Below are 25310 nucleotides of genomic sequence, written 5' to 3' on the forward strand. Positions count from 1 at the left end.
ATCGCACATCCACCTGTAACAACGATCACAAAACGTCCATCGGAATTGATAGGCAGCCCCCTGTTTCCCTACTCAGAACAGACAAAACAACGTTCTACCCCCTCGGAGTTCCAACGCTCACCGACACACTCACACACCTATCAGGACTTTATCTATGAAACTCACTCATCTTGGTGCATCCTACACGCCCTCTGCTCAGACTATTGAAACTATGGAAACCGATACTGAGCTGTCCTTTATGGGTCGTACCTTCAAAATGAGAGCCCCCAAAGCCATGCCTGCTCAGCTCGCTGCTCGCAGCCTCACCTATCGCGGCGTTCGCTACAGCGCCTAAGCCAAATTCCAACGTTTGACATAGCACAGTGAACAGCCTCTGGCAGCAGTGTCAGGGGCTTTTTTCTCATCAGACTCTCCTACACACACTCCAAGCCTCTGCCAACAAGGTAGGGGCTTTTTTGTGAGAATAGAAAGCATTACCTAAGGTTCACGAGAGGTAGCTCATCCCAATGAGTGGTGTAGCGTTGGGAGAAATACTCTGACCGCATGCCCCAGGTGGGTGCCAGTCCCATTGCGCCATACTTCACGGCATCAGCCGATAGCTTGCTGTTAATCTGGTCCAGCGTTGCCATTAATCGGGCTCGTTTTTCATCATGAACTGGCCCACCCAGCAGACTGCCTTGGACTTCATCAGCCTGCACCAATTCTGTGGCAATCACTTTTGCTTTGAGATACTCATAGCCGGGTTCATAGGCCCTTTCTGCTAGCTGCATGGCAATCTGAATTAATCGGCCAGTGTCATTGGTGGGTGGGTCTAGCTGAACTGTCCGCGCGGCTGAATATTGGTTCTCTTTCCGGTAATAGCTGGTGCGCATGATGACGGTAAAACAACCGGCTAGCAGATTATCTTGGCGAAGTTTTTCGGCGCAGCGGGTGGTGTAGGTTGAGATCGCTTCTTTCAAATCAGAAAGTTCGGTGACCAGGTGACCAAAGGACCGCGACACAATACGCATTTTCTTGGGCGGGGCCACGGGTTCCATGGCAAAGCAAGGGGTGCCCCGCAGTTCTAGCACTGTCCGTAGGCCAAAAATGCCAAATCGTTTTTTGATCCAGCTATCTCGGGCCTGCTTTAGCTGGAGTGCGGTTTTAATGCCTGCCTGGAGTAGCTTGGCTTTGTTGCGACGGCCAATGCCCCAGACTTCTCCCACATCGATAGTGGCTAGCAATCCGTCTACGTCGTCTATGGTTTCGAGGTTAAGGACACCGTTGGTGGTTTGCGATCGCTTTGCTACATGGGCGGCTATCTTGGCCAGGGTTTTAGTGGGGGCGATGCCGACGGATACAGGAATATTAGTCCACTGCTTGACGGTACGGCGAATGGTGTGGCCATAGTCGGTTAAGTCCAGGTGGGTAAAGCCGTCTAGGTCGAGAAAGGCTTCGTCGATAGAGTATTGTTCAACTTCGGGACTAAATTGTTGTAAGGTTTCGATCACCCGGTGGGACATGTCTTTGTATTCGATCACCCGGCGGGACATGTCTTTGTAGAGGACCGGGTTTGAAGAGAAGATATGGAGGCATTTTTGTTGTACCAGGTGACGAATGGAATACAATGTGGCCTGCATGGATACCAGTTTCTTGGCTTCGGCAGAACGGGCTACGACACAGCCATCGTTGTTGGATAATACCTCTACTGGTTTACTTTCAGGTCTGGTCGAAAGACTCTTTCGCAGGAAACAAAAATGAATGAATGAATGAATGAATGGAGTTAACAACTGCAGCTAGAGATATTCTGCAGTTGTTGCCCCCTTATTTTGTTTGCCTAATCTACTCGTACTCGACAGGTCAAAATAGCCATCGCCTCATTAGGTCGACCAGTTGCTAGAGGACGGCTCCAGTCGTTGGGTTCGGCATAGTTGAGTTTGAATAGGGTAATAACCACGGCATAATATAACCAGCCTGCTACCTCTAGCACCATGATTGCCGTTCCCTCGCCCCAACAAATGACCGTCGCCGCCTACCTGGATTGGGAACCCCGCCAGGAACTACGCTACGAATTCGTCAACGGCAGCGTCTTCGCCATGACCGGCGGCTCCTTACCCCACAACGACATCGCCATTAACCTGCTCACAGTCCTGCGGCCCCACATTCGCAAACAAGGCTGCCGTATCAATATGGCCGATGCCAAAGTCAACATCACCCCACAAATTTATCGCTATCCAGACTTGGCTATCAGCTGCGACGAACGCGACAAAACCGCCCTGGATGCCCTACGGTACCCAAAACTTATTATCGAGGTCCTGTCGTCCGGCACAGAGACCTTAGATCGCAGCGACAAGTTCAAAGAATATCGAAGCCTACCTAGTTTAGAAGAATACATCCTGATCAGCTCCACTCAAATCGAAGTTGAAATCTATCGTCGAGGAGAAGGAAGATTGTGGCTCTATACTGCCTACCAGGCTGGAGATGTCATCCAGCTAGAGAGTGTTGGGTTTGAGTTTCCGATTGAATTGCTGTATGAGGACGTGCGTTTGGAGAGCGAGGGAACAGGGGAGTAGGGGAGAAAGGAGGCAGGGGAGAAAGGGAGAGAATTCTAACGGTTGCTGGCATCGGCAACGTAGCCAGCTTCTACGACACGGGCCACAAGCGTCAGAGGACTATTTGCTGCACTACAGTAATGACCATCTTGGGTAGCACTACGAATAGCATTAATATTGGTTGGGATGTAGACAACCAGAGCTGCTTGTTGTTTCGGCAGCTTTGCGATCGCACCTTTGACAACAGTCTCATAAGCATCATCTCCCAGAATGTCGGTATCCATTGTACGGTCTATGGTCAAAATGATTATCCATAGTGCAATCAACTGTTAAATCACCATAGGGCGCGGCATCTGCCACTGGAGCACTGAGAGCCTCGCTGATCTCATCGCGCAAGCGACCCACACTCCCACGAGAGAGACTGACCTCAAACAGGTCTGCCATTAGCGCACACACCTAGACGATACGGGCCACTCAACAAGGCGACTATCGCACTCAATCGTTCTCCATAGCCCGATGGGGATACCTCAGGCGGTAACCTTGCTTGGCTCAGATGACCACAGGCATCACAGCTGAGTTGATGGAGCCGATATTCAATCACTATCGGCTCTATTGGTGGCAATTCTATCTCTTGATGCCGATGGAGGTGTTTATCATATCCCTTGAGTGATGCCCCACAGTCTTCGCATATTGATGGCAAAACATCCTGAACTTGGTCACACACCTCGCTTGGCTGAAGCGTTCGGGCTTGACGCGGTGATGGCTTTGACGACCGTTTGGGACGTTTTTTGCCTTTTCTTGTCTTGACTGACGACTGACCGAAACCCTCGCTCGATGGCAGTTTCGATGAATTGTTTAAAGTCTGATTCAGACGCTCTTCAAGCTGTTGGATAAGCTCGTCTTGTTGCCTCAGGCGTTCGCTCAATACCAGCACCAAGGCTCGGATACTCGGAGGCGTTGCTTCCCAGCCCGCTTTGGGTACCGTTATCCGTGAAATTTCAATCTCTTCGTCTATACTCACAACTTAGCGAAGTTAGACCCCTGCATTCCCTAAGATTTCTTTATCTTCCTGGGACGGTTACCGGTTTGCAGGGGTATCCATTGTCTTCAAACACCTGAATAGATGCAATAAGTATTAAGTAGTCCAGTAAGATAAATCCTAGACACAGGGTTGGGGGAAGATTATGCAATATCAAATGCGCTATCAGATAGGTGGCACCCTCACAAATTACGATCCCACCTATGTTTTGCGCCAAGCTGATGATGTCCTCTATCGGCAACTGCAAGCAGGAGAGTTTTGCTATATCTTCAATACCCGGCAGATGGGAAAATCATCGCTGCTGGTGAGGACAAAAAAGCGCCTGCACCATGATGGTCATCAGTGTCTCACTTTGGATATGACCAATGTGGGCACTGAGATGATTACCCCACAGCAGTGGTACAAGGGCATTTTAGGGGAATTGGTGAGCGGCTTACAGGCTGAGCAGCCATTTACGTTTTCGATGGCGGATCTACACACCTGGTGGCAAGGTCAGGGCGATATTCCCCTGGTGCAAAAACTGAGTCGGTTTTTAGGTGACATACTGCTCCCACAGTTGTCCAACCAACGACTGTTTATCATGGTGGACGAAATTGATAGCGTGCTGGCGTTACCCTTTGCTGTAGACGACTTTTTTGCCCTGGTCCGTTACTGCTATAACCAGCGAGCTTTAAACTCGACCTTTCAGCGGATCACCTTTGCCTTGTTTGGGGTAGCTACCCCTGCGGATCTGATTCAAGATAAAACCCGCACTCCGTTTAATATTGGTCATGCCGTGACGCTCCATGGGTTCTCACTGGCAGAAGCCGCTCATCTGGCCAATGGTTTAGCCGTGGGTAAACGGGAACCTAAAGCAGTTTTGCAAGCAATTCTCCATTGGACTGGAGGACAGCCATTTCTAACCCAGAAGCTGTGTCAGCTGGTCACAACGGTGAATCAGAACGAAAATGATGCATCTTCTTCTCTGACTGATGCAGATTGGGTAGCCCAGATTGTTCAAAGTCGGATTATTGATCACTGGGAATCTCAAGACGAACCAGAGCATTTGAGGACGATTCGCGATCGCATCCTCCGCAATGAACCCAGAGCCGGTCGGCTACTAGGATTACAGCAAAAACTACTTGCTGGAGACTTGGTGCCCTCCGACGATAGTCTAGAACAAACTGAATTGCTCTTGTCAGGACTAGTCATTCAGCAACAAAATACTTTACAGATCAGAAATCCCATCTATCAAGCGGTTTTTGATCAAGCCTGGGTGAGCACCCAGCTAGCGAACCTGCGTCCTTACTCTCAGGCATTGCAATCCTGGAGCAATTCTGGGCAGCATGACTCCTCTCGTCTGCTTCGGGGGCAGGCACTACAGGATGCTCAACAATGGGCTACGGATAAAAGCTTAGGAGATTTCGACTATCAGTTTCTCCGGGCCAGTGAGGCATTGGATCGAAAAGAAGCGCAGCAACAACTAGAACTGGCTCGCGCCCAGGAAGTTGAGGCTAGACTGCAGCAAGAACAGCGGGCCAGTAAACTACAGCGCTATCTACTGGGGGCAGTTTCTGTGGCACTCGTGGGAGCAATCGGACTAAGTGTTGCCGCCTTCTGGCAGTATCGTCGAGCGCTACACAACGAAAATCAGGCCCGCCTCAGTGAGGTTGAGGCCTTAATGTCTGCCGCCCAGAGCAGTCTGGCTTCCCAACAAACCCTTGATGCTATCGTTGTCAGTGTTAAGACAAAACAACGTTTAAACACATTAAACGAAACGCCACCATCAGCGTTAGTTAACCAGGTGGATATCACCCTTAAACGCTCTCTCTATGCATCTCAGGAAATAAATCGATTTTCCGGATCTAATACAGGTCTTTGGGGCATAGATTGGAGTCCAGATGGGGAGAGCCTGGTCACTATCGGTGGTACCAACGAAGTTCATCGATGGCAGCGAGATGGCACGTTGATGTGGAGCATCACTGACAGTGATGTGTCCCCTAACGTCAAAATTAAAATGAGCCCAGATGGTCGGATTGCCGTTGGGGGGCAAGATAGTCACATTCGCATTTATGATCCGAATGGACAACAACAGACTACATGGGAGGGTCATAGCGCCGAACTGTTTAGTGTGGATTGGAGTGCGGATGGAGACTATTTAGCCTCCGGGAGTGCGGATGGCACCCATGTGACAACGTTAACAGGACATACGAACCGTGCCACTTCTATAGCCTTTAGCCCGGACGGTCAACAATTGGCCTCTGGCAGTAGCGATCGCACCATTAATCTTTGGAACTATCCCACTGGCACCTTACAAAAAACACTTAAGGGTCACACCAGTACAATCCTGAGCCTTCACTTTACCCCTGATAGTCAAACCCTGGTTGCTGGCAGCATTAAAGGCAATCTCAGCTTTTGGAGCCGGGACGGTGAGCCATTAAAAATGGTGGACCAGGGTGCGGGCATTTTAGGATTAGATTTAAGTCCCGATGGACAACAGTTTGCCATTGCCCAACAAAACAATCAGGTCGCCATTAAACAGCTGGATGATACTCCAGTCTCTGCCCTAGATGCCTCATCCGTTATTGCCATTTTCAGTCCTAATAGCCAAACCCTGGCCACCGCCAATTGGGATGGCACAGTACAACTATGGCAACCGGATGGTAGCTTACTGCACACACTATCTGGCCATGAAGGAGAAGTCTATAGCGTAGACTTTCACCCCGATGGTCAGCTGATCGCATCCGCTAGTTCGGACCAAACTGTAAGGCTTTGGTCTATCGATGGCACTCTACTCACAACTCTCTATGGCCACACCGCTTCTAGTCATGTAGTCTCCTTTAGCCCGGACGGAATGTTTTTAGTTTCGGGCGGTGACGATCAAAATACAATTGTCTGGCACTTAGATAAAATCATGGAGCTCGATGACACAATATTTGCCTGTGGGTTGATTGCTGATTATTTACGTACTAGCCCAAATATTGCCGAGAATGATCGGACAATCTGTAATTAATCATTGTTAGGGAGAAACCATGCAATATCAGATGCGCTATCAGATAGGTGGCACCCTAACCAACTATGATCCTACCTATGTTGTACGCCAGGCCGATGAAGATCTCTATCAGCAACTGCAGGCAGGAGAATTTTGCTATGTGTTCAATACTCGGCAGATGGGGAAATCATCGCTGCTGGTAAGAACTAAAAAGCGTCTACATCAGGATGGTTATTACTGTCTCACCTTGGACATGACCAATGTGGGAACCGAGATGATCACTCCTCAACAATGGTATAAAGGCATCTTAGGCGAACTGGTCAGCGGTCTTCAGGTCCACCAGCCCTTTGAGTTTTCCATGATGGATTTACAAACCTGGTGGCAACAGCAGGGAGATATGCCCCTGGTGCAGAGACTGAGCCGCTTTCTCAGCGATGTGTTGCTCAAACAGCTACCCCAGCAACGATTATTTATCATGGTGGATGAAATTGATAGTGTGCTGGTCCTGCCTTTTGCGGTTGATGATTTTTTTGCCCTGGTGCGCCATTGTTATAACCAGCGGGCCTTAAATCCTGATTTTCAGCGGATCACATTTGCCTTATTTGGAGTGGCGACACCGACCGATCTGATTCAAGATAAAACCCGCACCCCCTTTAACATTGGCCATGCCGTTACGCTCCATGGCTTTTCCATGGCGGAAGCAATTCACTTGGCAGATGGCCTGGCAGTGGGTAGTCGAGACCCAAACACAGTTCTGGAGGCCATTCTGAATTGGACTGGAGGACAACCCTTTTTGACTCAGAAGCTTTGCCAGCTAGTCAGCCACGAACCATCGGCGGCGGCGGCATCGCCCACTCTCTCTGATCCAGACTGGGTGGCTCAGATTGTTCACGAGCGAATTATTGACCATTGGGAATCCCAGGATGAACCAGAGCATTTGCGAACAATTTGCGATCGCATCCTCCGTCAAGAAGACTTAGCCGGTCGTTTGCTTAGCATCTACCAGCAGATCTTAGCGGCCTCCCAGCCTGAAAGCTTAGAATCCCCTGTCTCTGCTGATAACTCTCTAGAACATACGGAATTATTGTTAGCCGGTTTAGTGGTGCGTGACCGGGGACAGCTAAGCATCAAAAATCCCATTTACAAGGCAGTTTTTAACTTGGCTTGGGTTCAACAACAACTCCAAACCCTGCGACCCTATGCGCAGCTCTTCAATACCTGGCAGGTCTCAGACGGTACCGATAGCTCCCGTTTATTACGTGGCAAGTCCCTGGTAGAAGCCCAGCAATGGGCAACAAACAAACGTCTGGGCGATGCGGACTACCAGTTCTTAAGAGCCAGTGAGACATTGGAACGAGAAGAAGCCCAACAGAAATTTGAAATCGCCCAGGCTAAAGAAGTTAAAGCTCGACTGGTGCAGGAACAGCGCGCCAGTAAACTACAGCGTTATTTGCTGGGAGCTGTTTCCCTGGGGATGGTTGGGGCAATCGGGCTGAGTGTTGTTGCCTTTTGGCAATCCCGCCGTGCGTTTCAGAATGAACAAAAGGCTGAGACAGAAGTTGTGCAAACTCTGATTACCTCCGCTAATGCCCTATTTGTGTCAAATCAGCGTCTGGATGCCCTGGTAGCTGCAGTCCGTGCAACTAAGCGCTTTCCAAGTTTAAAGTCTCAAACCTCACTGTTAACGTTAGGGCAACAGGTGGAATCCACCCTGCGGCAGTCTTTATATGGTGTTTTCGAAGTAAATCGGCTGACAGGCCATACCGATGTTGTTCATGATGTCGCCTTCAGTCCCGATGGTAAAACATTGGTGTCTGTAGGTACCGATCAACATTTACGCATTTGGGGACGAGATGGCCGTTTGCTGGACAGTGTTCACATATCAGAGGATGAACCTTTTTCAGTAGACTACAGTCCCAAGGGAGACATGATTGCAGTGGCCGATGGCGATGGCACTGTTAGTCTGTTGTCCCCAACGGGAGAAACGCTAAAATCCCTGACTGGGGATGGGGGAACCGTTTGGTTTGTCACATTTGATGCCACCGGTGAATTACTGGTGAGCACAAGTCAAGATGGGACTGCTAAGCTATGGTCCAAGGACGGTGAGTTGCTGCGCACATTTTCTCAAGATGATATTTCAGGGGCTGCCATTAGTCCAGATCAACAATTAGTGGCTACAGCTGGTACAGAGGGTAAACTCTGGCGGCGTGATGGCTCCCTACAGGCTACGTTAACAGGCCATCAAGGAGCCTTATCTAACATCTACTTTAGCCCTGACGGCGAACTTATTGTTGCCAGTGGTGACGATCAAACCATACATTTATGGCAGCCTGATGGCACTTTAATCAAAACCCTGGCGGCCCATGAGGCCAGCATTTGGGGAATGACGTTTAGCCCAGATGGAGAATTCTTTGTTTCCACCAGCGTGGATGGAACTGCCAAAGTTTGGAGCCGAGAGGGTGTTCTGATTGAAACCTTAAGGGGGCATGAGGCCAGTATTTGGGGAGTAGATGTTAGTCCTGACGGCCAAACCATTGCTACTGCTGGATGGGATCAAACCATTCGTCTATGGCAACGGCGTAATCCCCTGCAGGAAACAATTTATGCTTCTGAGGGTTCTGTTTCTCAAATTGAGATTAGCTCTACAGGAGGACAATTTGCATCAGCGAGCCAGAACGGTGCAGTTCAGCTATGGCAGCGTGATGGGAAGTTGTTGAAAACCCTGGGCAATCATGGTGATGGAGCCTTCTCTATCGCCATTAGTCCAGATCAAACCTATGTTGTCTCTGGCGGCAATGACAACACGGCTAAGCTATGGTCGGTGAATGGAAAGCCTCCTCAAACTTTAGGCAATCATCAGGATGCACTTTATGCGGTGGCGATTAGTCCCAATGGTGAAACTATTGCCACTGGTAGTTTGGATGGCATTGTTAACCTTTGGCATCGTGATGGCACCCTACGGCAAACGATAGAAACGGGTAAATCTTCAGTGTTTGATCTGCAGTTTAACCCCGATGGTAAAACATTGGTGATCAGTGGTGCTAATGAATCCCTAAGTATTTGGACCCTGGATGGGCAAAAGCTGAAGAGCATTGACCATGAGAAAACGATTAGTGCGATCGCATTTATGCCAGATGGCACTATGTTTATGACTGCCGATGATTCCGCCATTCAACAATGGCAAGCCAGTGGTGAACTCGTGCAGGAATTCACCTTTGACCTGGCAGAAGCCACGTTTTTAGGTAATAGTATTGCCCTCAGCTCTAATGGTGAAATGTTGGCGGCTCCCCTATGGAATAGTGATCTTAAAGCCTGGCAGATTAAGCTATGGAAAGTCGATGGGACAGAGCTGACAGAAATTACTACCTTAGTCGGACATCAGGGAGAAATTCGGTCTGTAGCTTTTAGCCCAGATGGTACCCAACTGATTTCAGCATCGTTTGATAAAACCATGGTTCTCTGGGATCTGAGTAAAGTCCTAAATCTCGATGAAATTACCCTTGCCTGTGATTTGATTGTTGACTATTTGAGCACCAGTCCAGACATTGCTGATAGCGATCGCAAGCTGTGTGAGACTTAGTTTTTTCTTTTCAGCCATAGGAACAGCTGGAAGAAATGTAAGGCAATCATTAATTTTTTCAGGACTTACTTTTTGGTCATTTTACCTGTCACTAGCTGCTAAAAGGCCTGACAGCGAGCCGCTTTGCTCGTTAAGCCAATCGCTCTCTCACTTGAATGTAAGAACGTACACTCTTGAAGATGACTTCGGTTGAGTTTATTCAAACTTGATTGGTTATGGGTCGTTTATGGGCAATTTGTGAACCGAAACCCCACATTCGACTTAGCTATTGCAACTAGAGAGGAGAACAAATTATGACTATGTCAGCAGCCAAGCCGACATCAGCCAGTACTACATGGACTAAAGAGTTAGTGCAGTCCCACGCAAAAACAGCAGTGCTTATTGAGATGTATACACTGCCGTTTTATCTTACGGTGATGACCTCGATCATCTTGCCTAAGGAGGATGATAAGTCGGAAAAAGCAGTATTTGCGAAGGCTGTTTACGATATCATCTTGAGCGTTTGCATTGAAGAAATGCTACATCTACAGCTAGCGGCCAATTTGTGTTTAGCCTTGGATGTTAATGCCAAAGAGATTTTCCAGAAACCTACCTATGGTGAACCTGTTCCCTATTTAGCTCCCTACGATCCAGAAACCATGGGACCAAAGATGCCAAACCATGAGGCCCTACTAAAGGCATCGTTGGGTCCATTGAATGAGGCCACTCTCAATACTATGTTAGATATTGAGACCCCAACAGAATTTGACGCCGCCTTAGACCACACCAGTCCCCAATATCCCTACGCTACCATTGGGCAGATGTATGATGCGCTATTAAAAGGCATTCTAGAAGTTGAGAAATATGGCCCCGTCTTTAGTTGGTCTACAGAAAACCAACAGTCGCAGTTTATGATCCCGCCAAAGTTTCAACAAAATGCCTTAAGAATTAATCAGACAATTGCGTCATTTGGTGATGCCCAACAAGCTGTGAACTTGATTTGCAGTCAAGGAGAAGGCTTGAACATGGCACCTGTCACAGAACCTCCTTATCACGAAAGCCAGTTTCGTGTTGACGACACCTACCGGTTCTATACGCCTATTCAAAAAAATAAAGATGGCAAAAGTAAGGTTGTCGATCCAGAAGAAGATGATCGGGCTATTCTCAACCAGTATGCTCACTATGGTCGATTTTTATGGATTCATAACCAGATTACCCATAAAGGAATGGAATTCCCAGAAACCTATCCCATTGCCGCTGGTGCGCCTACCTTTGAACAGGGTAAAGCGGTGGGAGAACTTGTAGAGGGATTTGACTCATTTATCAAGACTCTAACCTCTATGTGGGGTGGTGGCGGTGCTAGCACGTTTTTTGATGCCATGTACAAGCTGAAGCCTCTACCAACTCAGTGCTGGCAAGCGGGTATTGTGCCCCAATGGAAAGAGTAGTCATAAAAACCTCTCCCTCAGAAACTAAAAACTTTGACTTGACATAATACACGATTATGCATTGCCTGCTCTGATGCACTTCAGGGCAGGCGTCATTAGGAGTATGAAAATGGTGCGATCGCATTTCTTGCCCTCTACTCTCGAACTAGGTCCACCCACGGACCTAGACGCATTTGCCTTCCAGGAATTATTAACTACCACACCATTTCTCTTCAACAATTCTCTCCATTGCAATCTGTTGCAATGCACCCACTTTGCTGATACTTTAATCTGCGCCAAAGAGGCCAATCAGTTAGTTGCCTTTATCTTCGGCTATCGTATTCCCACACGGCCAGATACGTTATTTATCTGGCAAACAATTGTTACCGAACCCTATCGCGGGCAGGGATTAGCTACACACATGTTGCAAACGCTGCTTCGGTGTCCCAGCTGTCAGGATATTGTCTATCTAGAAGTCACTATCCCAAACTCAAATCAAGCATCCTAGGCCCTGTTCAACCGTCTGGCTAAACAACTAGGAGCGACTATGACAGTCTCCATTGCCTTTGATAAAGAGACCCATTTCCATGGCAGCCGCGAGACTGAAAAACTAATGCACATAGGACCTATTTGTCAATAAGCAGATGACTCTCCATCAGAGAATTACATCGTTCAACCAGCTGCTATATCAACTGTTTGGAAACGTTAGTGTTAAAGGTAAGAACTTAGCCTAAGTTCTTTAAACAAGAGGTACTACAAATCACATTTTCCCGATACGATTCACAATATTTTGATCTACAGACTTAATTTCATATTAATGGCAGATCGATTTTTCCGATCCCCTTTCTCATTTTAGTTACCTTTATCCCCCTCACACTTGCCTGTAGTGCTGCGTTGATTTCTTTGTTAGGTGGTTAGTCTGCTCTAGTACCAGGGACATTGGTGTCTGGGCTATAGAATGGCTTTACGATTCACTTATCCACCAGACTCCTATAAAGGATAAACAATAGTCTGAAAAGCATTGCTGGGAATGGAGATATTTACGCGCTCGGAATTTGAAGTTGGATCGCTAATAGCATACTGATACGGCGAGTTGCTGCGATTGAGTACAACAACTACGATTTCATTGTGTGGAGTCTTAAACGCAACGACTTCTATCGCTAATCCGTCCCCTATTCCAATTCGCTTCGAACCGGGTGGAATGAATCGACTGAAATGCCCTATAGCATAGTACATAGGTTGTTTTATAATACGATATCGGTTGGAATCGTACTTTGGCATGACGAGAATTGGGGCATCGCAGAAGTTGTTAGCATGATTTGGACCGCCCTTTGCGTCAAGGACAATATTCCAATCGGTCCAGCCAACTGCCCAATTTGTGAGATCGCCCCAAATATCATAGGCATAAGCTTTGCCACGCTCCCATCGACCCTGGTTCAAATCAGGACCGCATTTTTCAAATGGTCTACGATACCCGGTGCAGGCTTCAGTTGCCAAGATGAATTTATCTGGAAATTGGCTGTGTGTTTTTTCAAGTTGCTCAAAAAACGGGCCTGCATACCAATGCACCCCAATACCTTGCACATAGTCCTTAGCTGAATCTGTCCCGTTTAGCATAATCTCCGGCCAATTCACGTCAGATACGTTTGTGACATGATTTTCTAATTTGTGAAGCCACTCTTTTGGCAAACTCTTCCAATCTGGGGAACCGCCTGTGTAAATCTTCTGACCATCCAGCATAATGATATCGACGTTTGGATGCTCCTTTTTCAGTGTCGGCCCCAGATAGTTTGCAACAAAATCTCGCTCTTGCTCCGCACTAAAATCCATTGACTCCCAAGTGATGCCGATATCTCCAGTAGGCAACTTAAATTCCCGTCCATTCGGCTCATTCTGAACAGTCACAGCCCAAATATCAACTCCCCGGTCATAATAAGCACTCAGGTATTTTGAGAAGTATAAGGCCCATGCCTGCTTGTACTTGCCATTCTTGTCTGATTTGAGTTGACCACCAACCCAGCCTTTATCCGCTCCAACTTTTCGAGAAGAGTAGTTCGTTTTCATCCATGGCGGTGCTGTCCATGGACTGGCAAAAAGCCTTAACGATGTCCCTCGAAGTGCATTAGCGCGCTTAATGATTGGGATTCTTTTCTCAAGATCCCATGTCTTATTTAAGGAAAAACTTAAGAGTTCAAAATCTTCTTCTGTATCGCAGTAGCAATAATATTCTTTTGAAAAATCGCAACTTCCGATTGGGATTCGCCCTATAGAGTAATTATTTCCACTAGGCCCGTAGTATGCTTTAAGAACTTCTTCCTGCTGATCCAGAGGCATACTCAAAATGTTTTCAATTGCCGCATCTGTAAACGCCCCGCCGAATCCAAGTATCTCCTGATATTCTTGCCCTGGTTTAATGGTTATGATTCGGCGATCATTGATATTGTTAGATCCAAAATTAACTTTGCGAGGATGAAGCCCATCTCCATAGAAGGAGTTATCATAGATTGACTTACTGGTCTCGTAGATCGTCGCTATTTTTCCACTCATGTCTGATTCCTTTCCCTAAATTTCAGATGCTTTTGATTACATTATTGAGACAATTAACTTGTTGAAAGATAAATCTTTCAACAAGTTAATGCAACACTTAAAATATTGCTAGATTGCAATAACTATGAGTCTAACTATGCCGACAACAAAGGCAGCAGAACTCTCATATAATCAGTCAGTCTCGCCAATAACTATAATTCGAACTCTCAAAGAGTTTCATGAGGTTTGGTCAAAAGCTAAAATTCGAGTTTAAGGGCGCTCATTACCTATACAATGGGCACCCTTAAACTACGTTAAAGATCTATCCTAGCAAGCCAAAATCTAAACAATGTAAGACATGTGTTCTCTGCACTAAATTAGTCACGAGCCCATTCAAACAAGTATGAATAGCCAGCCTTCATATGTTCATTTTGGTTCGCTATGTAATACATCAATGTGTGCGCGCCACCAAATTTAGCTTTCCAGAGAGTGAATGTTCTTTCTTTGAAGGTGTCGTAAGAAATCCTTGTCGAATTATATCTTTGACTATCTTGACACTGACAAAGAACTATTTCAGAAGATTGAAGCCCTTTCCACCAGGTTATACCTGGACCCAGGCAAAGAACTATCTCGATTTCGCTTGGTACGTCAATTTCCTGAGGATCTTTTGCATATATCTTATCTCCATCTGAAAGAGAGGTACTTCCATTAAGTTGAGACCAGCTAATCTCTATCATTTTCTATCCTCAATAACGTTACTTTACACGCTGAATTTAGTAGATTTAATCAGAATTAAGAAGGTATAAAACCGACTCAGAACCTTATCAGGCAAACATTTTATCGGCCTTTTTGACCGTCCCTAAAACCCTCATGTATCAAGGGCTCTACTATTTCCGATTAATTCTACTGAGCAAACTGAGCAACTGGCGGTGTGTTATGTCAATTTGTTAAACAAACCAATTGAGTATGCTAGCCAGGACCAGTGCATCTACACAACTATGATTAAGTTGACATAACTAATATAGACACAACAAGAGAGAAAAAATAGTGCTGCAGAGAAGAACTTTATCAATCAGCTAACTTCTCTCACTTCCAACTAGTGAATTGATCTGACGTGCAAAAGGCAATAAAGGTGAGATCTATTGCAAAGAGAAGCCCACCACAATATCGGTGAGTAACCAGAGAACTGCCTCCTAATTGAATTGGTTGGGTTGGTTATTGTCTTTCATCATCTTTAGACCGACATATTGATTGAATTCTGTAGCAGCCCCAAAGCCCCATAGGATAAATCAATAAGCGATTAAAGGTAATACCAATAGCGCCAATATCTTGCTCGACTATACGAATAAAGATAGCGGCAAGCGATAGGAGAAAGATGCATAAAAAAGAAGGACTAAACCTAAAATCTCTTTTAGGTTTAGTCCCTTCGATACTCTCTCATTCTCCTCGACTGAAGATATAAAAGGGTATTCAGTAAATTCATGTTGAGATACTTAATACCTGAATTGCGCGTTGCTGTCAGCAAGCTGGCGATCACACTTTTTCTGTTGTTGTGGGAGATGCGATCTCACAAAATCCCAATAATAAATTGTCCCTAGTTGCTAGATGGATAAACACCATCCCACGCAATAATGTAGTTAACTGTTGTGTAGTTTATGCCACTAGCAACACTTTGAACTTGATCATACTTATGATCATATGAAGTCTTAAACTGAGCCCGTTGGCCAAGAGTATAAGCAGGCAAGCCAGGACCCTGGCCTTGATGAACAGGAGCCCTGCCGCGGAGATCAGGCAGCCCAAACGTGGTGCGACCATCCCCTCCATAGGTAGTTCCTAATAGACTATACAGAGCGCTATAGTTAGAAATTGATAACAGTTGACCATCACACAAAAACCAGCCTGTGGGAGCAAAGTTTCCCGCAAACATGATGATCTGTCCCATATAGGGTTGCATAGCCGTATTTCTCCAGGTAACAATCAACCAACCAACGGTGCTGTGACAGTCAGTCAACAAACCGCATGGTATCCATTCTTTTTAACGACATTGTCAATCAAGATTGCCAAATTCTAACCAGGGCGAAGAAATCTCCATTAGAGGATGAATTAGAATTTGAGACCCATTGCTTACAAGTCTAGCTACGAGGTGGAAAGGTGCCCTCAAGCGCGATAATATAGTTAATAGTCGTATAGTGTACGCCACTGTCAAGATCTTGATTTCCTCGCGCGCAGTTCTCAGTTGCAAACTGACCTTGGCTTCCAAGATGGCGCGTAGATAAACCTTGCCCCTGCCCCTCACCGATGGCAATCCGTCCCCGAAGATCGGGCAAGCCAAACGTATTGCGACCATCTCCTCCATAGGTGGTACCTATGATGCTGTACAACGACTGATTTTGCATGATCGACAAGAGTTGACCATCACAAAAGGTCCAACCTCTAGGTGCAAAGTTGCCTCCAAACATCATAATCTGCCCAATAAATGGTTCCATAGTTCAAGATCTCCGGGTAACACTAATGATTGTTAATGGTATTATCTCATCCTAATAAGCAGACCGCTGGACAATGCTTACTCCGTCTACTTAGGAATGAGGATTTAATTGGGTCCTATCTTTTGCCGTACAGGCGTTCCATGGAACGCCTCTGCAGACAACATTTTTGGGTCTTATAAAATCCTGATCCCTGACAACAGACATTACCGATAACTGCAGATGGATTGTAGTTGAAAAAGGGAATCACAAATGTGTCAAAAAGAAGGAAACTGATAATCAACTAACTTCTCTTACCTCAATTTAACAAGCTTAGGGATTAGCAAACAAATAAAATACCCATACGAAATTATGTTGCTAGGATGTCCTCCCCTTCGTAAGGAGGGGTGCCTTAGGCGGAGGGATCTTGACCAATAGCGCTATATCTCGATAACCCCCTGTAACTCCCCCTAAGCCCAAAGGGCAGGCTTCGCCAACGTAAGGGAGACAGTAGTCAAGCTAGTTTTTGACAGAGGATATATTATTTTCACACCTGTCCCTTATCTAGCATGTAAAAGGCAATAAAGGTGAGATATGTTGCATAGAGGTTATGTAGCGTACCCACTTTTCCCACTATTTTGAGGGTACTCTGCTGTTGACCTTAACACCGTGGGAAAAGCGCAAAAAGTACTCTCATATTCAAGATCTATCAAGCTGACGATATTTAGAACATTAAATACGCTAAATAAACTAGCGGGGACTTAAACATTAGCACACGTTAACCGAGCCTTAGGGCCACATAGCAACTGTTCTCAGGATAGCCGCTAGCACCCTGAAGGATTTTGGTGACATTCAGTAAACAAGTATCAAACGGGGCAACAATATAATGCATCGATCAGTATTTATAAACTATGCTGCTAACTACACCCCGCTGGCCGGCTTCAGCACAACATTCTTATGGATAATTGTAGCAGTTGTTACAGTAAACCTTGCCAAAAATCAGATGAATAATCCTGATCGTGACGTTATCACCAAGTCCCTGATAACCGGAAATGTGGTGCCTTCATCCGTCTTTGAACCTCCTGATGATAACTCTCCTGACCGCACATCGGGTTTAGGCTCCCGCAGTAGCCGACAGGGAGTATCTAATGCGTAGATGGCCTAATCAGCTCTTGACTGATGCATCAACCGCTAAGACATAGTTTTGGGTAAGACTCAGGACAGGGGCAGTCGTTTCTCTAAAATACTGCTAATTAACGTCTGGTTTTCTTCACTCTCAGTTTGTTGGAGATATTCCAGAGCAATCTGTCCAACAGCGGGATTTTTATGGGTAATCGCAATCAGCTGATGTAAGGTTTTTTGAAGTTGAATCTGTTTAAGTCGCTGGTTAGTAATCATCACAAAGACGAGAATAGCCAGGCTCCAGCATAAACTGGCAGGCAGCAGCGGTAGCCACCATCCGGCTAGAAAGCTAACGTAACAGAGAACAAACAAGGCTGTTAGCCCCAGAGCACCCACTATGAGAATAGGCAGGGAGAACTTAAACCACCAGGCGACCCAGCAACCTGCTATGGCCCAGGCTAGTCCCCAAAGTTCTTTGTAGGGGGGTGACCAGGTATTGAGCAGCGGGCGCTTGTCCAGGGCGGCCGCCAGCAGCTGGCTGATAATGTTGGCATGGACGGCGATTCCCGACATTTCTTCGCGGGGTAACCCAAACCATGAGGTGTTGTAAGGCGTGCCGACTAAGTTTTGCACGCTTTCAGCCGTGGGGCCAATCAGCACAATGCGATCGCGCAGTGTGCCCTGGGGCACCTGGTTGGTCAAGACCTGCTGCAGCGAATAGGTTTGAAATTTACGCTGGGTGCCCCAATAGTTGATTAATATTTGATAGCCGCCATCGTCAGCCCGCACATAGCCGCCATTGTTGCTGCGAAAAGGACGCAGTGTAGCCTGCCCCAAGCGAATCGTATCGGAGGTTTGAGGAGAGGTATCAGGATGAATGCCAACGGCTTCCAAATAGGCCAGGGTAATTTTTAGGGCCAGACTATAGTGCAGATTGCCATTGGGGGTACGCACTGATAATAAGGCTCGCCGCAGGTTGCCATCGGCATCAAACACCTGATCGGTAAATCCCACCTGTCCCTGGCTAGCTAATTTGGCGGGAGCGGCTACCTGATCGCCAATGACTTTCTCGATACCCACCAGGTTAGGCATGGTCGCAAATAGCTGGGCGAGTTGGTCTGTACCCGGTCCAACCGGTAAGTCTCGATAAAACACCAGTCCAATCTGCCGTGGCTCCTGAGCGTCTAAAGTTTGTAAAGTATCGGCAATTATCTGATCAGGAATGGGGTAGCGCCCTACCTGTTGTAGATCGGCTTCGTTAATGGTGACCAGGGTAATCCGAGAATCCATACGTGTGTTGTTATGGCGAAGTTGGAAAAAGCTATCCAACAGAGACCATTCACTGCCCTGTAACCAACCGGTCAGACACAGCAACCACACGATTAGGGCCGTTCCACAGCCCACCAGCAAAATCCACCAGGGCGGCAGCCGTAAACGTTTGACTTGCTGGCGGCTAGCTAATTTGGCCTCGGCCAGCACCTGATTGGCTTCACGGGTTGCCGTCAGAGCAAACTGAACCTGTTCTCGCTGTTGTTGTTCTGCTACTAGCTTGGTTTCAATGCGCTGTTGTTCTTGTTGCTGGCTGGTGCGCAGAAACCGATAGTCCAGATCGCTAAGCTGTTTCTCATCGGCCCAGGCCATGGCTTCCTGGAGGGCAAATCCGCTCAGTAAATGGCTGGAATCTTTTTGCCCAGTGGCGATCCAGTGACTAAAGGGGTCTGAGTATGGCCGCAGCAGCGACAGCTGGTGGGTTACCCAGGTTTCATTAAAAATTGTTCGGTATATCGCATTTTTGACCTGGAGATAGCCATGATGATTGACGGCTATCCCTGAGAGCAACAGCTCGGTATGTTCTCGACTGCCGTCAAAGGCGACGGTCTGGTTTGCCAGGATCTGTTGATAAAGCCCCAGCAGACGCCCCGTCAGGGCAGGCTGGTTGAGAATACGATCGCGAATTGTCCGTAAATGTTCAGGTTCATCATTGGCTTCCCAATTTTCAATCAACCGGGTTTGGACAACCCAGTCAACCCAGTTAGGCTGGTCTACAGGTGGGGTACCCATTTCTGTTAATAACTGACAAATCTTTTGGGTTAAAAACGGTTGCCCACCTGTCCACTTGAGGATGTTGGCCAGGGACGACGGTGACAAACCTGAAGTTTGCAGACCTGTGGCTAACGGTTCTGCTTCTGTCAAAGAGAACCCAGCTAAGGTCAGCGCTTGACCAATGTTAAAGGGAGTTCTTTGCTTATCCTGGAGCAAATCAGCAGGGCTGGCTACCCCAAACATGGCAAAGGTAATCCGGTGATAGTTTGGGTCCACCGCCCGCCGGTTATAGCAATAGCGAATGACCGCAAAAAAGTCATCCACCGCAAACGGTAAGCCCAATACACTATCCACTTCGTCTAAAAAAATATAGAAATGGTCTTTGGGGCACTGTTCTAATAGCCGATCCACAATAAATCGGCTCAATTTTTGAGGTAGTGATATCTCTCCCTGGGTCTGCCACCACTGTTGAAACTGGTCAACATCAGCCAGTTGTAAATCGTGCCAAAGTTCAGCCAGCAGTCCTTTGTACCATTGAACAGGAGTGATGCGTTTGCTACCGATGCTGGTCAGGTCTACCATGGCACAGCGATGCCCGGCCTTTTGTAGACGATATTTAGTCCGTACCATCAGGGAAGACTTTCCCATCTGCCGAGAGTTTAGGACATAACAAAATGTTCCAGCCGTCAGAGCCTCTAGCAGACTGGTATCTGTCTGTCGTTCTACATAGGTGGGATCTGTTGCATTCAGCGTACCACCAACCCGATATCGCATAGGCTATAAAAATCTTGGCGTTGCTGATCCTCAGTATGATTTCAATGTAACGATCTTGCCGTATTGTGTTTCCAAGCAATCAATTTATATTTTGGATCAACACCTGCAAAATCTTCTCAAGCACTCGCGTTTAAGGTCCTAAAAATGTCAAAAGTAGCCCGAGCAAAGCAGGCTCCTTGACGGTTACGTTTTGACTCTTACCTGCTGCATACTCATCTTCGCTCCATAGTTGTCCGATGTCTCAGGTTGATACAGGGGTTAGGTAACATGAATTAAAAATAACTTACTTTTCTTACCTGCTGAGCCTTCCCTGCTAAGACGTCTCCTGCAGGAATCAAACCATGGTTTCCCGAGCAAACGTCTTTAACTGATGGCTGAAATAAAGACGATATAGCTCACAGCTGGGCTTGACGAGGGTTTGCTCAAAACTGACTAATCCCAGGCTATCGAGTTTGTAACTCGCGATCCCATCCAGTACCACCCCATCTCCATGGGTGATCACCTGATAGTAGCTGGCCGCCACCGAAGGATCGCTGTTTAACATCGCCAGACAGCGCTGTAGATGGTCATGATAGATCCCTTGGGCGCTAGCAGCGGTAGCAATGATTTGCTCCAGAGACATCTGACCCTGCTGCAGCGTGTAAAATGCCAACCCGGCTAGATGTGGATGGCCGTTAATCAAATAATAAAACGACCGGAATGACTGACCTGCTCGACCATGGAGCAAGGTCTCCACACCATAGCGCTGAGCCAGGTGGGTGAGCTGTTCCAGGGTAAAGGGGGGTAACCGAATAGGCAACCCGACATTAAATGGTGATTGATTGAGATGGAGTGGCACATAAAGGTCGGTGGCATGAACCAATACCAACCTTAGCTTTTGCCAGATGGCACTGTCCTTAGACCGTTCATGCCAAACCCTGAGCATCGGCAAAAAGTCTTGGACAATTCTCGAGTAGCCAAAGATGCGATTGAGTTCATCAATGCCCAGCACCAATGGAGTCGAGATTTCCTTGAGCACATAGCGCTCAAAATAAAGCTTGCAATTAACCTTACTGCCCATTTCTTGATCCCATAGGGCATCCACCTTTGACGGCAGTCCCAGCTGATGACTGGCGTTCGCACATAGCCAGCGGAGAAATTGGTCAAGATGGTCAAAGATTTCTCGGTCTACTTCCTGAAGATTGAGGGTAATGGTGCGATAGCCCTGACCCTGGGCGTGGTCAAGTAAACGATTGAGTAATGAGCTTTTCCCCATCCGCCGAGGAGCTTTAATCCTCAAGAGACAGCCGGGATAGCTCAGTTCATTAAACGCACTGGCTTCTTGGGGTAGACGCTCTACATAGAGGGGAGAATCTAGGGGTAAGGGACCCGATGGAAATCGACTGGCGGCGGTAACTGTCGGCGTCAGAGGTTTGACGGACGGGCGCGGAGAAGCCATCGTCTGGGCAGCTGGCGCAGCGGTTGGAATCGATACAGCGGCTGGTCTAGGGATTGACTGGGGCTGGTATTTCTGCAAACGCTCAGGGGTCAAAACCAGCCGTAGGCTTTTTTTGCTAACACTTTCTCCCAGAGCCACCGAAAGTTCTGACCAAAGCTTTGAGCCAATTTGTTTAATATACTCTGTAGCATAGCTAGAACTTTGGGCGATTTCAGCATAGCTGCGATGAGACCAGGATTCTTGCAATACCAGGCGCTCAAGCGTCCCCAACTGTCTCTGCAAAAGCCGTTCTACCTTAGGTACAAGCGTGTCTATGTCCATCAGGAAGCCAGTGAATCTGTAAAGTAACTAGCTCTCCAGGACAGTGCCAAGATAATTTAACTATCACCGGAGGCGGGTGAGAGTTGAACTAATATTTTTCCCACTAGATACTATCACAGTGGGATTTGATTCCTGACCTAAGTGACCGATATCTAGAGAAATCGGTCACATTTAGCCAAGATTTAGCCAAAAATTATTAAAATTTCCCTTTTGTCAATTGTTATCTAGCCCAATTTTTGATCCTTAATCTATTAATCTTGAGCTTGCAGGACTTGATCCCTGGAACTAGGGAATGAGGATTTAATTAGGTCCTATCTTTTGCTGTACAGATGTTCCATGGAACGCCTCTGCAGACAACATTTTTGGATCTTATAAAATCCTGATCCCTAGGACACCTTAACCAGGACACTCTCTCCCTCAATCAGGGTCTCATAAGATTCCAGGGGTCTAACGGCAGGCCCAATGGTGACCCTGCCATCCGTAGCAAATTCAGAGCCATGACAGGCACAGGAAAATTTATCCGCCTCCCAGTCAACCGTACATCCTTGATGGGTGCATTTGGAGTTGAGAGCAATCACACTGTCAGTATTGGCTGGATCGCGAACGACAATCACATTACCCACAGCCAGGCCTTTTTTGGTTAGAAACCCCTTGGTATCTAAATCTGCCACTGTACCAACGGTCTCAAATCCATCTGGCGCTTCTGACGCTGGTACTGAGTCTCCGACAGCAGGGGTATCGGATGCGGGTTCAGTTGGATTGCAGGCTGCGATCGCAACCGGCAGCGAAGTCGCCAACATCCCTAGCCCAACAAAATTCATAAACTCACGACGTTTCATACTCTCTTCTCTCCTACATTTCTGAAATTTACTGGCCACTACCTGTCGCATCGAGCCACTGGCGTTTGGTCTGGTCAAGCTGGACCTGGGTTAGGGGGAAAAACCCTAACTCGCTCATCACCTCAGCCATCTCTGTCAGGTAAAAGTTGACAACAGCTTTGGTGGGTGTGCCTGCTGCTAGCTGTGTTTGATCCACGTAGATAAACAAGGATTGCACTAGCGGATAAGCATTACTTTCAACCGTATCTAAACTGGCGCTAATGCCGTTGATGGGAATCACCCGAAAGGTGGCAGTAAAGCGCTCATAAAGGGATTGATTGATAGACGCAAGACCATTGGGCACCGTACTCAGAGTTTGCATCATCGGCTCTGGGTAGTCATAAAAGGTGGTATTTGCCGTCTTTAGTAACGCCGCCCCATCGGTTGGAAACAGCGTTCGGGTCAATAAAGCCATCGTCGATGAATTAGGCCCGATCATCCCCCGCTCAATTGTTGTATTTGGCCAACTTGTGTCCACATCGGACCACCTATCCTTGGTCAGAACGGCCTTTAATTTTTCAAGATCAATGCCGCGGACAAAATCGTTGTCTCGATTGACAACCAGCAGCAGTGGATCTTTGCCAATGGTCAATCCCAGGGGCTGACGGCCCTTAGCCTGGCACGCCTGAATTTCCGCTTCAGACATGGCCCGGTTAACACTTAAGAAATTAACGCTGCGGTCCTGACAAAATTGTTGAATCGCCTCCCCTGCCCTCAGCACATTAATATCTAACAAACCACCGTACCCTGCTTGAATCAGCCGCTGATACATCTGTTCATTAAACGCCTGCATCGTTGGGGCGCTGGCTATAATGACATCCTTCTGGATTGCTAAGGGTGCATCTCTAGGCAGCGTCACCGAGCTGGTGTTAGCTGTAGGCTCCTGCTGAAGACGGCTGGTGGTCAAGCTCTCCAAATTTGGATCAATCAGGGGTTCTACCTCATTGACGGCCTGCCTGAACTGGGCATAGGGATTGTTCGGACTGTCCTCCGACTGAGAAACTGCGGCTTGACCACAGCTGGTGACCAGGCCCAAAAATAACAACAACCTCAAACGCGGCCAGAAGATTTTGAACAAAACAGAATAAACCATGGGTCAACTAGTCCTGATGAGCGACGGGGGCTGGCTCTTGACGTTCTGTTTTCAACTGCAAAATGCACTTAGCTAAACGTCCAAGACTATTTTCCTGGGTTGTGTAATCCATCAGTTTGGATACGGCTTCTGATGTTTCCACGTCGGTTTTAGGGTTAAGAATATGACTCAAAGCTGTTGCCATGGTTTCTAGCTGGTTATTGCTTTGTCTCAGGGTTATCTGGGTCTCGCGATTCTGGTACCGTACCCACAGCAGCCCCCCGACCAGCAGCAATAGAAACCAGCCGTAGGTAAAAAAGCGAATCACACGGGTGGAGGCCAGGGCTAAACGATAGCTAGATTCAAAGGTACTTGCAATGGGAGCCGTGGAGGTATCCAGAGGTTTTAACAATTCCGTAGTGGCTTCTTCGATGAGGGGTTTGGCATTAAAAATAATATTGGAATGGGACTGTACCAGCTGGAGGGGTAGCTCGGTCTCTGAAATTTCCAAGGTGTTCTGCAGCTGATTGAGATTTCTCAATAGACTTTGCAGCTGATTAGATAAGGCCTCATCGGTGGTAGTGGTAAACAACAGCAGGTTGCGAATCAGCTGATTAAGTGTGTTATTTAGCGCCGCTAACTTTTCAGAATCGATGGTTTCTGTCGGCTCAAGCGTGCTCAGCTTAGTATCAATTTGATCGCTCAAAAAGGGAAGATAGCGGAGAGAGTTTTTTAGCAGGGCGTTGCGGGCCTTAAATACCTCACTCAGATTTTCCTTTTGCTCTAAAGAAGCCTGACGACTTTCGAGAAAATTACGAATTTCTCGCTGATCGCCAACGTTAACAAAACTAGGAATGTTGGTTAGCGAATTTAGTACGTCCTCCTGCTCCACCAGGTTATTAACAATAGGATCGTAGTAGGCAAATAGCTCATAGCGAGCCCGTAGCACCTCCTGAGAGAAGTTAGCCTCTAGCTCACTAAGGCGGGCAACCTGATTACGATATTGCTGATACTGCTGGAAAGGCACCGGCAAGCTTTTATAGATGAGTGTCCCGGAAATGAGAAAGAGAAGTGTGGCAATTAAAATCCAGGCCCCTCGAATTTTATATCCCGAATTTCTAGAGAAACGAGACCCAAACATAAACGA

20 protein-coding genes are annotated in these 25310 nt (G+C 47.2%); 7 read left to right on the forward strand and 13 right to left on the reverse strand.

Features of this window, described 5'->3' with window-relative positions; all coding sequences use genetic code 11:
- Window positions 1-154: 154 nt before the first annotated feature.
- Window positions 155-334: a DUF4278 domain-containing protein gene (locus N836_RS68610; protein WP_023076307.1), complete on the forward strand. Its 180-nt coding sequence runs from the start codon at window positions 155-157 to the stop codon at window positions 332-334.
- Window positions 335-473: 139 nt separating this feature from the next.
- Here N836_RS68610 and N836_RS68615 read toward each other — a convergent pair whose 3' ends face one another.
- Window positions 474-1769: a Y-family DNA polymerase gene (locus tag N836_RS68615; RefSeq protein ID WP_235071181.1), complete on the reverse strand. Its 1296-nt coding sequence runs from the start codon at window positions 1767-1769 to the stop codon at window positions 474-476.
- A 47-nt stretch (window positions 1770-1816) separates the two neighbouring features.
- Entirely contained in the window at window positions 1817-1972 is a 156-nt protein-coding gene (locus tag N836_RS77280; protein WP_023076309.1) for a hypothetical protein, read from the reverse strand.
- On the opposite strand from N836_RS77280, the gene N836_RS68620 reads away from it, so the two are divergent.
- A complete protein-coding gene (locus N836_RS68620) occupies window positions 1971-2552 on the forward strand; it encodes a Uma2 family endonuclease (protein ID WP_023076310.1) in 582 nt (193 codons plus the stop codon). The genes N836_RS77280 and N836_RS68620 overlap by 2 nt on opposite strands.
- A gap of 35 nt (window positions 2553-2587) precedes the next feature.
- On the opposite strand, the gene N836_RS68625 is transcribed toward N836_RS68620, so the two are convergent.
- Window positions 2588-2815 (reverse strand): hypothetical protein, encoded by a 228-nt coding sequence (locus N836_RS68625; RefSeq protein WP_023076311.1) that lies wholly within the window; start codon window positions 2813-2815, stop codon window positions 2588-2590.
- Between the two features lie 143 nt (window positions 2816-2958).
- Window positions 2959-3552, reverse strand: a complete 594-nt coding sequence (locus N836_RS74990) for an IS66 family transposase zinc-finger binding domain-containing protein (protein ID WP_071789098.1) — start codon at window positions 3550-3552, stop codon at window positions 2959-2961.
- A 163-nt stretch (window positions 3553-3715) separates the two neighbouring features.
- On the opposite strand from N836_RS74990, the gene N836_RS68630 reads away from it, so the two are divergent.
- From N836_RS68630 to N836_RS68645, 4 genes are all read left to right on the forward strand, one after another.
- A complete protein-coding gene (locus N836_RS68630) occupies window positions 3716-6562 on the forward strand; it encodes an AAA-like domain-containing protein (protein WP_023076312.1) in 2847 nt (948 codons plus the stop codon).
- A gap of 19 nt (window positions 6563-6581) precedes the next feature.
- Entirely contained in the window at window positions 6582-10121 is a 3540-nt protein-coding gene (locus tag N836_RS68635; RefSeq protein ID WP_023076313.1) for an AAA-like domain-containing protein, read from the forward strand.
- A gap of 293 nt (window positions 10122-10414) precedes the next feature.
- A complete protein-coding gene (locus tag N836_RS68640; RefSeq protein ID WP_081717009.1) occupies window positions 10415-11548 on the forward strand; it encodes a ferritin-like domain-containing protein in 1134 nt (377 codons plus the stop codon).
- A 109-nt stretch (window positions 11549-11657) separates the two neighbouring features.
- Window positions 11658-12035 carry a GNAT family N-acetyltransferase gene (locus tag N836_RS68645; protein WP_161635051.1) on the forward strand — a complete coding sequence of 126 codons (378 nt, stop codon included), beginning with the start codon at window positions 11658-11660 and terminating at the stop codon, window positions 12033-12035.
- Between the two features lie 482 nt (window positions 12036-12517).
- On the opposite strand, the gene N836_RS73945 is transcribed toward N836_RS68645, so the two are convergent.
- The 4 genes from N836_RS73945 to N836_RS0139595 all read right to left on the reverse strand — a co-directional run bounded on the left by N836_RS73945 (window position 12518) and on the right by N836_RS0139595 (window position 16539).
- The gene (locus N836_RS73945; protein WP_023076316.1) at window positions 12518-14074 is read right to left on the reverse strand and encodes a glycoside hydrolase family 30 protein; all 1557 of its coding nucleotides are present in this window, start codon (window positions 14072-14074) and stop codon (window positions 12518-12520) included.
- Window positions 14075-14430: 356 nt separating this feature from the next.
- A complete protein-coding gene (locus N836_RS68655; protein ID WP_023076317.1) occupies window positions 14431-14790 on the reverse strand; it encodes a hypothetical protein in 360 nt (119 codons plus the stop codon).
- 857 nt (window positions 14791-15647) lie between these two features.
- Window positions 15648-16007: a phage tail protein gene (locus tag N836_RS75470; protein ID WP_023076318.1), complete on the reverse strand. Its 360-nt coding sequence runs from the start codon at window positions 16005-16007 to the stop codon at window positions 15648-15650.
- A gap of 178 nt (window positions 16008-16185) precedes the next feature.
- Window positions 16186-16539 carry a phage tail protein gene (locus tag N836_RS0139595; RefSeq protein ID WP_023076319.1) on the reverse strand — a complete coding sequence of 118 codons (354 nt, stop codon included), beginning with the start codon at window positions 16537-16539 and terminating at the stop codon, window positions 16186-16188.
- 979 nt (window positions 16540-17518) lie between these two features.
- On the opposite strand from N836_RS0139595, the gene N836_RS76795 reads away from it, so the two are divergent.
- On the forward strand, window positions 17519-17671 hold the full coding sequence (locus N836_RS76795) for a hypothetical protein (protein ID WP_161635052.1): 153 nt from the start codon (window positions 17519-17521) through the stop codon (window positions 17669-17671).
- A gap of 59 nt (window positions 17672-17730) precedes the next feature.
- Here the strand turns inward: N836_RS76795 and N836_RS68670 are convergent, their stop codons facing one another.
- The 5 genes from N836_RS68670 to N836_RS68690 form a co-directional block, all read right to left on the reverse strand.
- Window positions 17731-20454 carry a CHASE2 domain-containing protein gene (locus N836_RS68670; RefSeq protein ID WP_023076321.1) on the reverse strand — a complete coding sequence of 908 codons (2724 nt, stop codon included), beginning with the start codon at window positions 20452-20454 and terminating at the stop codon, window positions 17731-17733.
- Window positions 20455-20788: 334 nt separating this feature from the next.
- Complete coding sequence (locus N836_RS68675) at window positions 20789-22213, reverse strand: AAA-like domain-containing protein (protein ID WP_023076322.1); 1425 nt, start codon at window positions 22211-22213, stop codon at window positions 20789-20791.
- A 386-nt stretch (window positions 22214-22599) separates the two neighbouring features.
- Window positions 22600-23052: a QcrA and Rieske domain-containing protein gene (locus N836_RS68680; RefSeq protein ID WP_023076323.1), complete on the reverse strand. Its 453-nt coding sequence runs from the start codon at window positions 23050-23052 to the stop codon at window positions 22600-22602.
- Window positions 23053-23080: 28 nt separating this feature from the next.
- The gene (locus tag N836_RS68685; RefSeq protein WP_023076324.1) at window positions 23081-24184 is read right to left on the reverse strand and encodes a PstS family phosphate ABC transporter substrate-binding protein; all 1104 of its coding nucleotides are present in this window, start codon (window positions 24182-24184) and stop codon (window positions 23081-23083) included.
- Window positions 24185-24191: 7 nt separating this feature from the next.
- Entirely contained in the window at window positions 24192-25304 is a 1113-nt protein-coding gene (locus N836_RS68690; protein ID WP_023076325.1) for a DAHL domain-containing protein, read from the reverse strand.
- Window positions 25305-25310 lie beyond the last annotated feature (6 nt).

Origin of the sequence: Leptolyngbya sp. Heron Island J (assembly GCF_000482245.1) — a bacterium.
Lineage (GTDB): Bacteria > Cyanobacteriota > Cyanobacteriia > Phormidesmidales > Phormidesmidaceae > Leptothoe.

Excerpts from the sequence above, each read along its gene's own strand:
- N836_RS68610 (WP_023076307.1), top strand. The coding sequence starts at position 155 with ATGAAACTCACTCATCTTGGTGCATCCTACACGCCCTCTGCTCAGACT.
- N836_RS68620 (WP_023076310.1), top strand. The coding sequence starts at position 1,971 with ATGATTGCCGTTCCCTCGCCCCAACAAATGACCGTCGCCGCCTACCTG.
- N836_RS77280 (WP_023076309.1), bottom strand. The coding sequence starts at position 1,972 with ATGGTGCTAGAGGTAGCAGGCTGGTTATATTATGCCGTGGTTATTACC.
- N836_RS68625 (WP_023076311.1), bottom strand. The coding sequence starts at position 2,815 with ATGGATACCGACATTCTGGGAGATGATGCTTATGAGACTGTTGTCAAA.
- N836_RS68630 (WP_023076312.1), top strand. The coding sequence starts at position 3,716 with ATGCAATATCAAATGCGCTATCAGATAGGTGGCACCCTCACAAATTAC.
- N836_RS68635 (WP_023076313.1), top strand. The coding sequence starts at position 6,582 with ATGCAATATCAGATGCGCTATCAGATAGGTGGCACCCTAACCAACTAT.
- N836_RS68640 (WP_081717009.1), top strand. The coding sequence starts at position 10,415 with ATGACTATGTCAGCAGCCAAGCCGACATCAGCCAGTACTACATGGACT.
- N836_RS68645 (WP_161635051.1), top strand. The coding sequence starts at position 11,658 with ATGGTGCGATCGCATTTCTTGCCCTCTACTCTCGAACTAGGTCCACCC.
- N836_RS73945 (WP_023076316.1), bottom strand. The coding sequence starts at position 14,074 with ATGAGTGGAAAAATAGCGACGATCTACGAGACCAGTAAGTCAATCTAT.
- N836_RS68655 (WP_023076317.1), bottom strand. The coding sequence starts at position 14,790 with ATGATAGAGATTAGCTGGTCTCAACTTAATGGAAGTACCTCTCTTTCA.
- N836_RS75470 (WP_023076318.1), bottom strand. The coding sequence starts at position 16,007 with ATGCAACCCTATATGGGACAGATCATCATGTTTGCGGGAAACTTTGCT.
- N836_RS0139595 (WP_023076319.1), bottom strand. The coding sequence starts at position 16,539 with ATGGAACCATTTATTGGGCAGATTATGATGTTTGGAGGCAACTTTGCA.
- N836_RS76795 (WP_161635052.1), top strand. The coding sequence starts at position 17,519 with ATGAATAATCCTGATCGTGACGTTATCACCAAGTCCCTGATAACCGGA.
- N836_RS68670 (WP_023076321.1), bottom strand. The coding sequence starts at position 20,454 with ATGCGATATCGGGTTGGTGGTACGCTGAATGCAACAGATCCCACCTAT.
- N836_RS68675 (WP_023076322.1), bottom strand. The coding sequence starts at position 22,213 with ATGGACATAGACACGCTTGTACCTAAGGTAGAACGGCTTTTGCAGAGA.
- N836_RS68680 (WP_023076323.1), bottom strand. The coding sequence starts at position 23,052 with ATGAAACGTCGTGAGTTTATGAATTTTGTTGGGCTAGGGATGTTGGCG.
- N836_RS68685 (WP_023076324.1), bottom strand. The coding sequence starts at position 24,184 with ATGGTTTATTCTGTTTTGTTCAAAATCTTCTGGCCGCGTTTGAGGTTG.
- N836_RS68690 (WP_023076325.1), bottom strand. The coding sequence starts at position 25,304 with ATGTTTGGGTCTCGTTTCTCTAGAAATTCGGGATATAAAATTCGAGGG.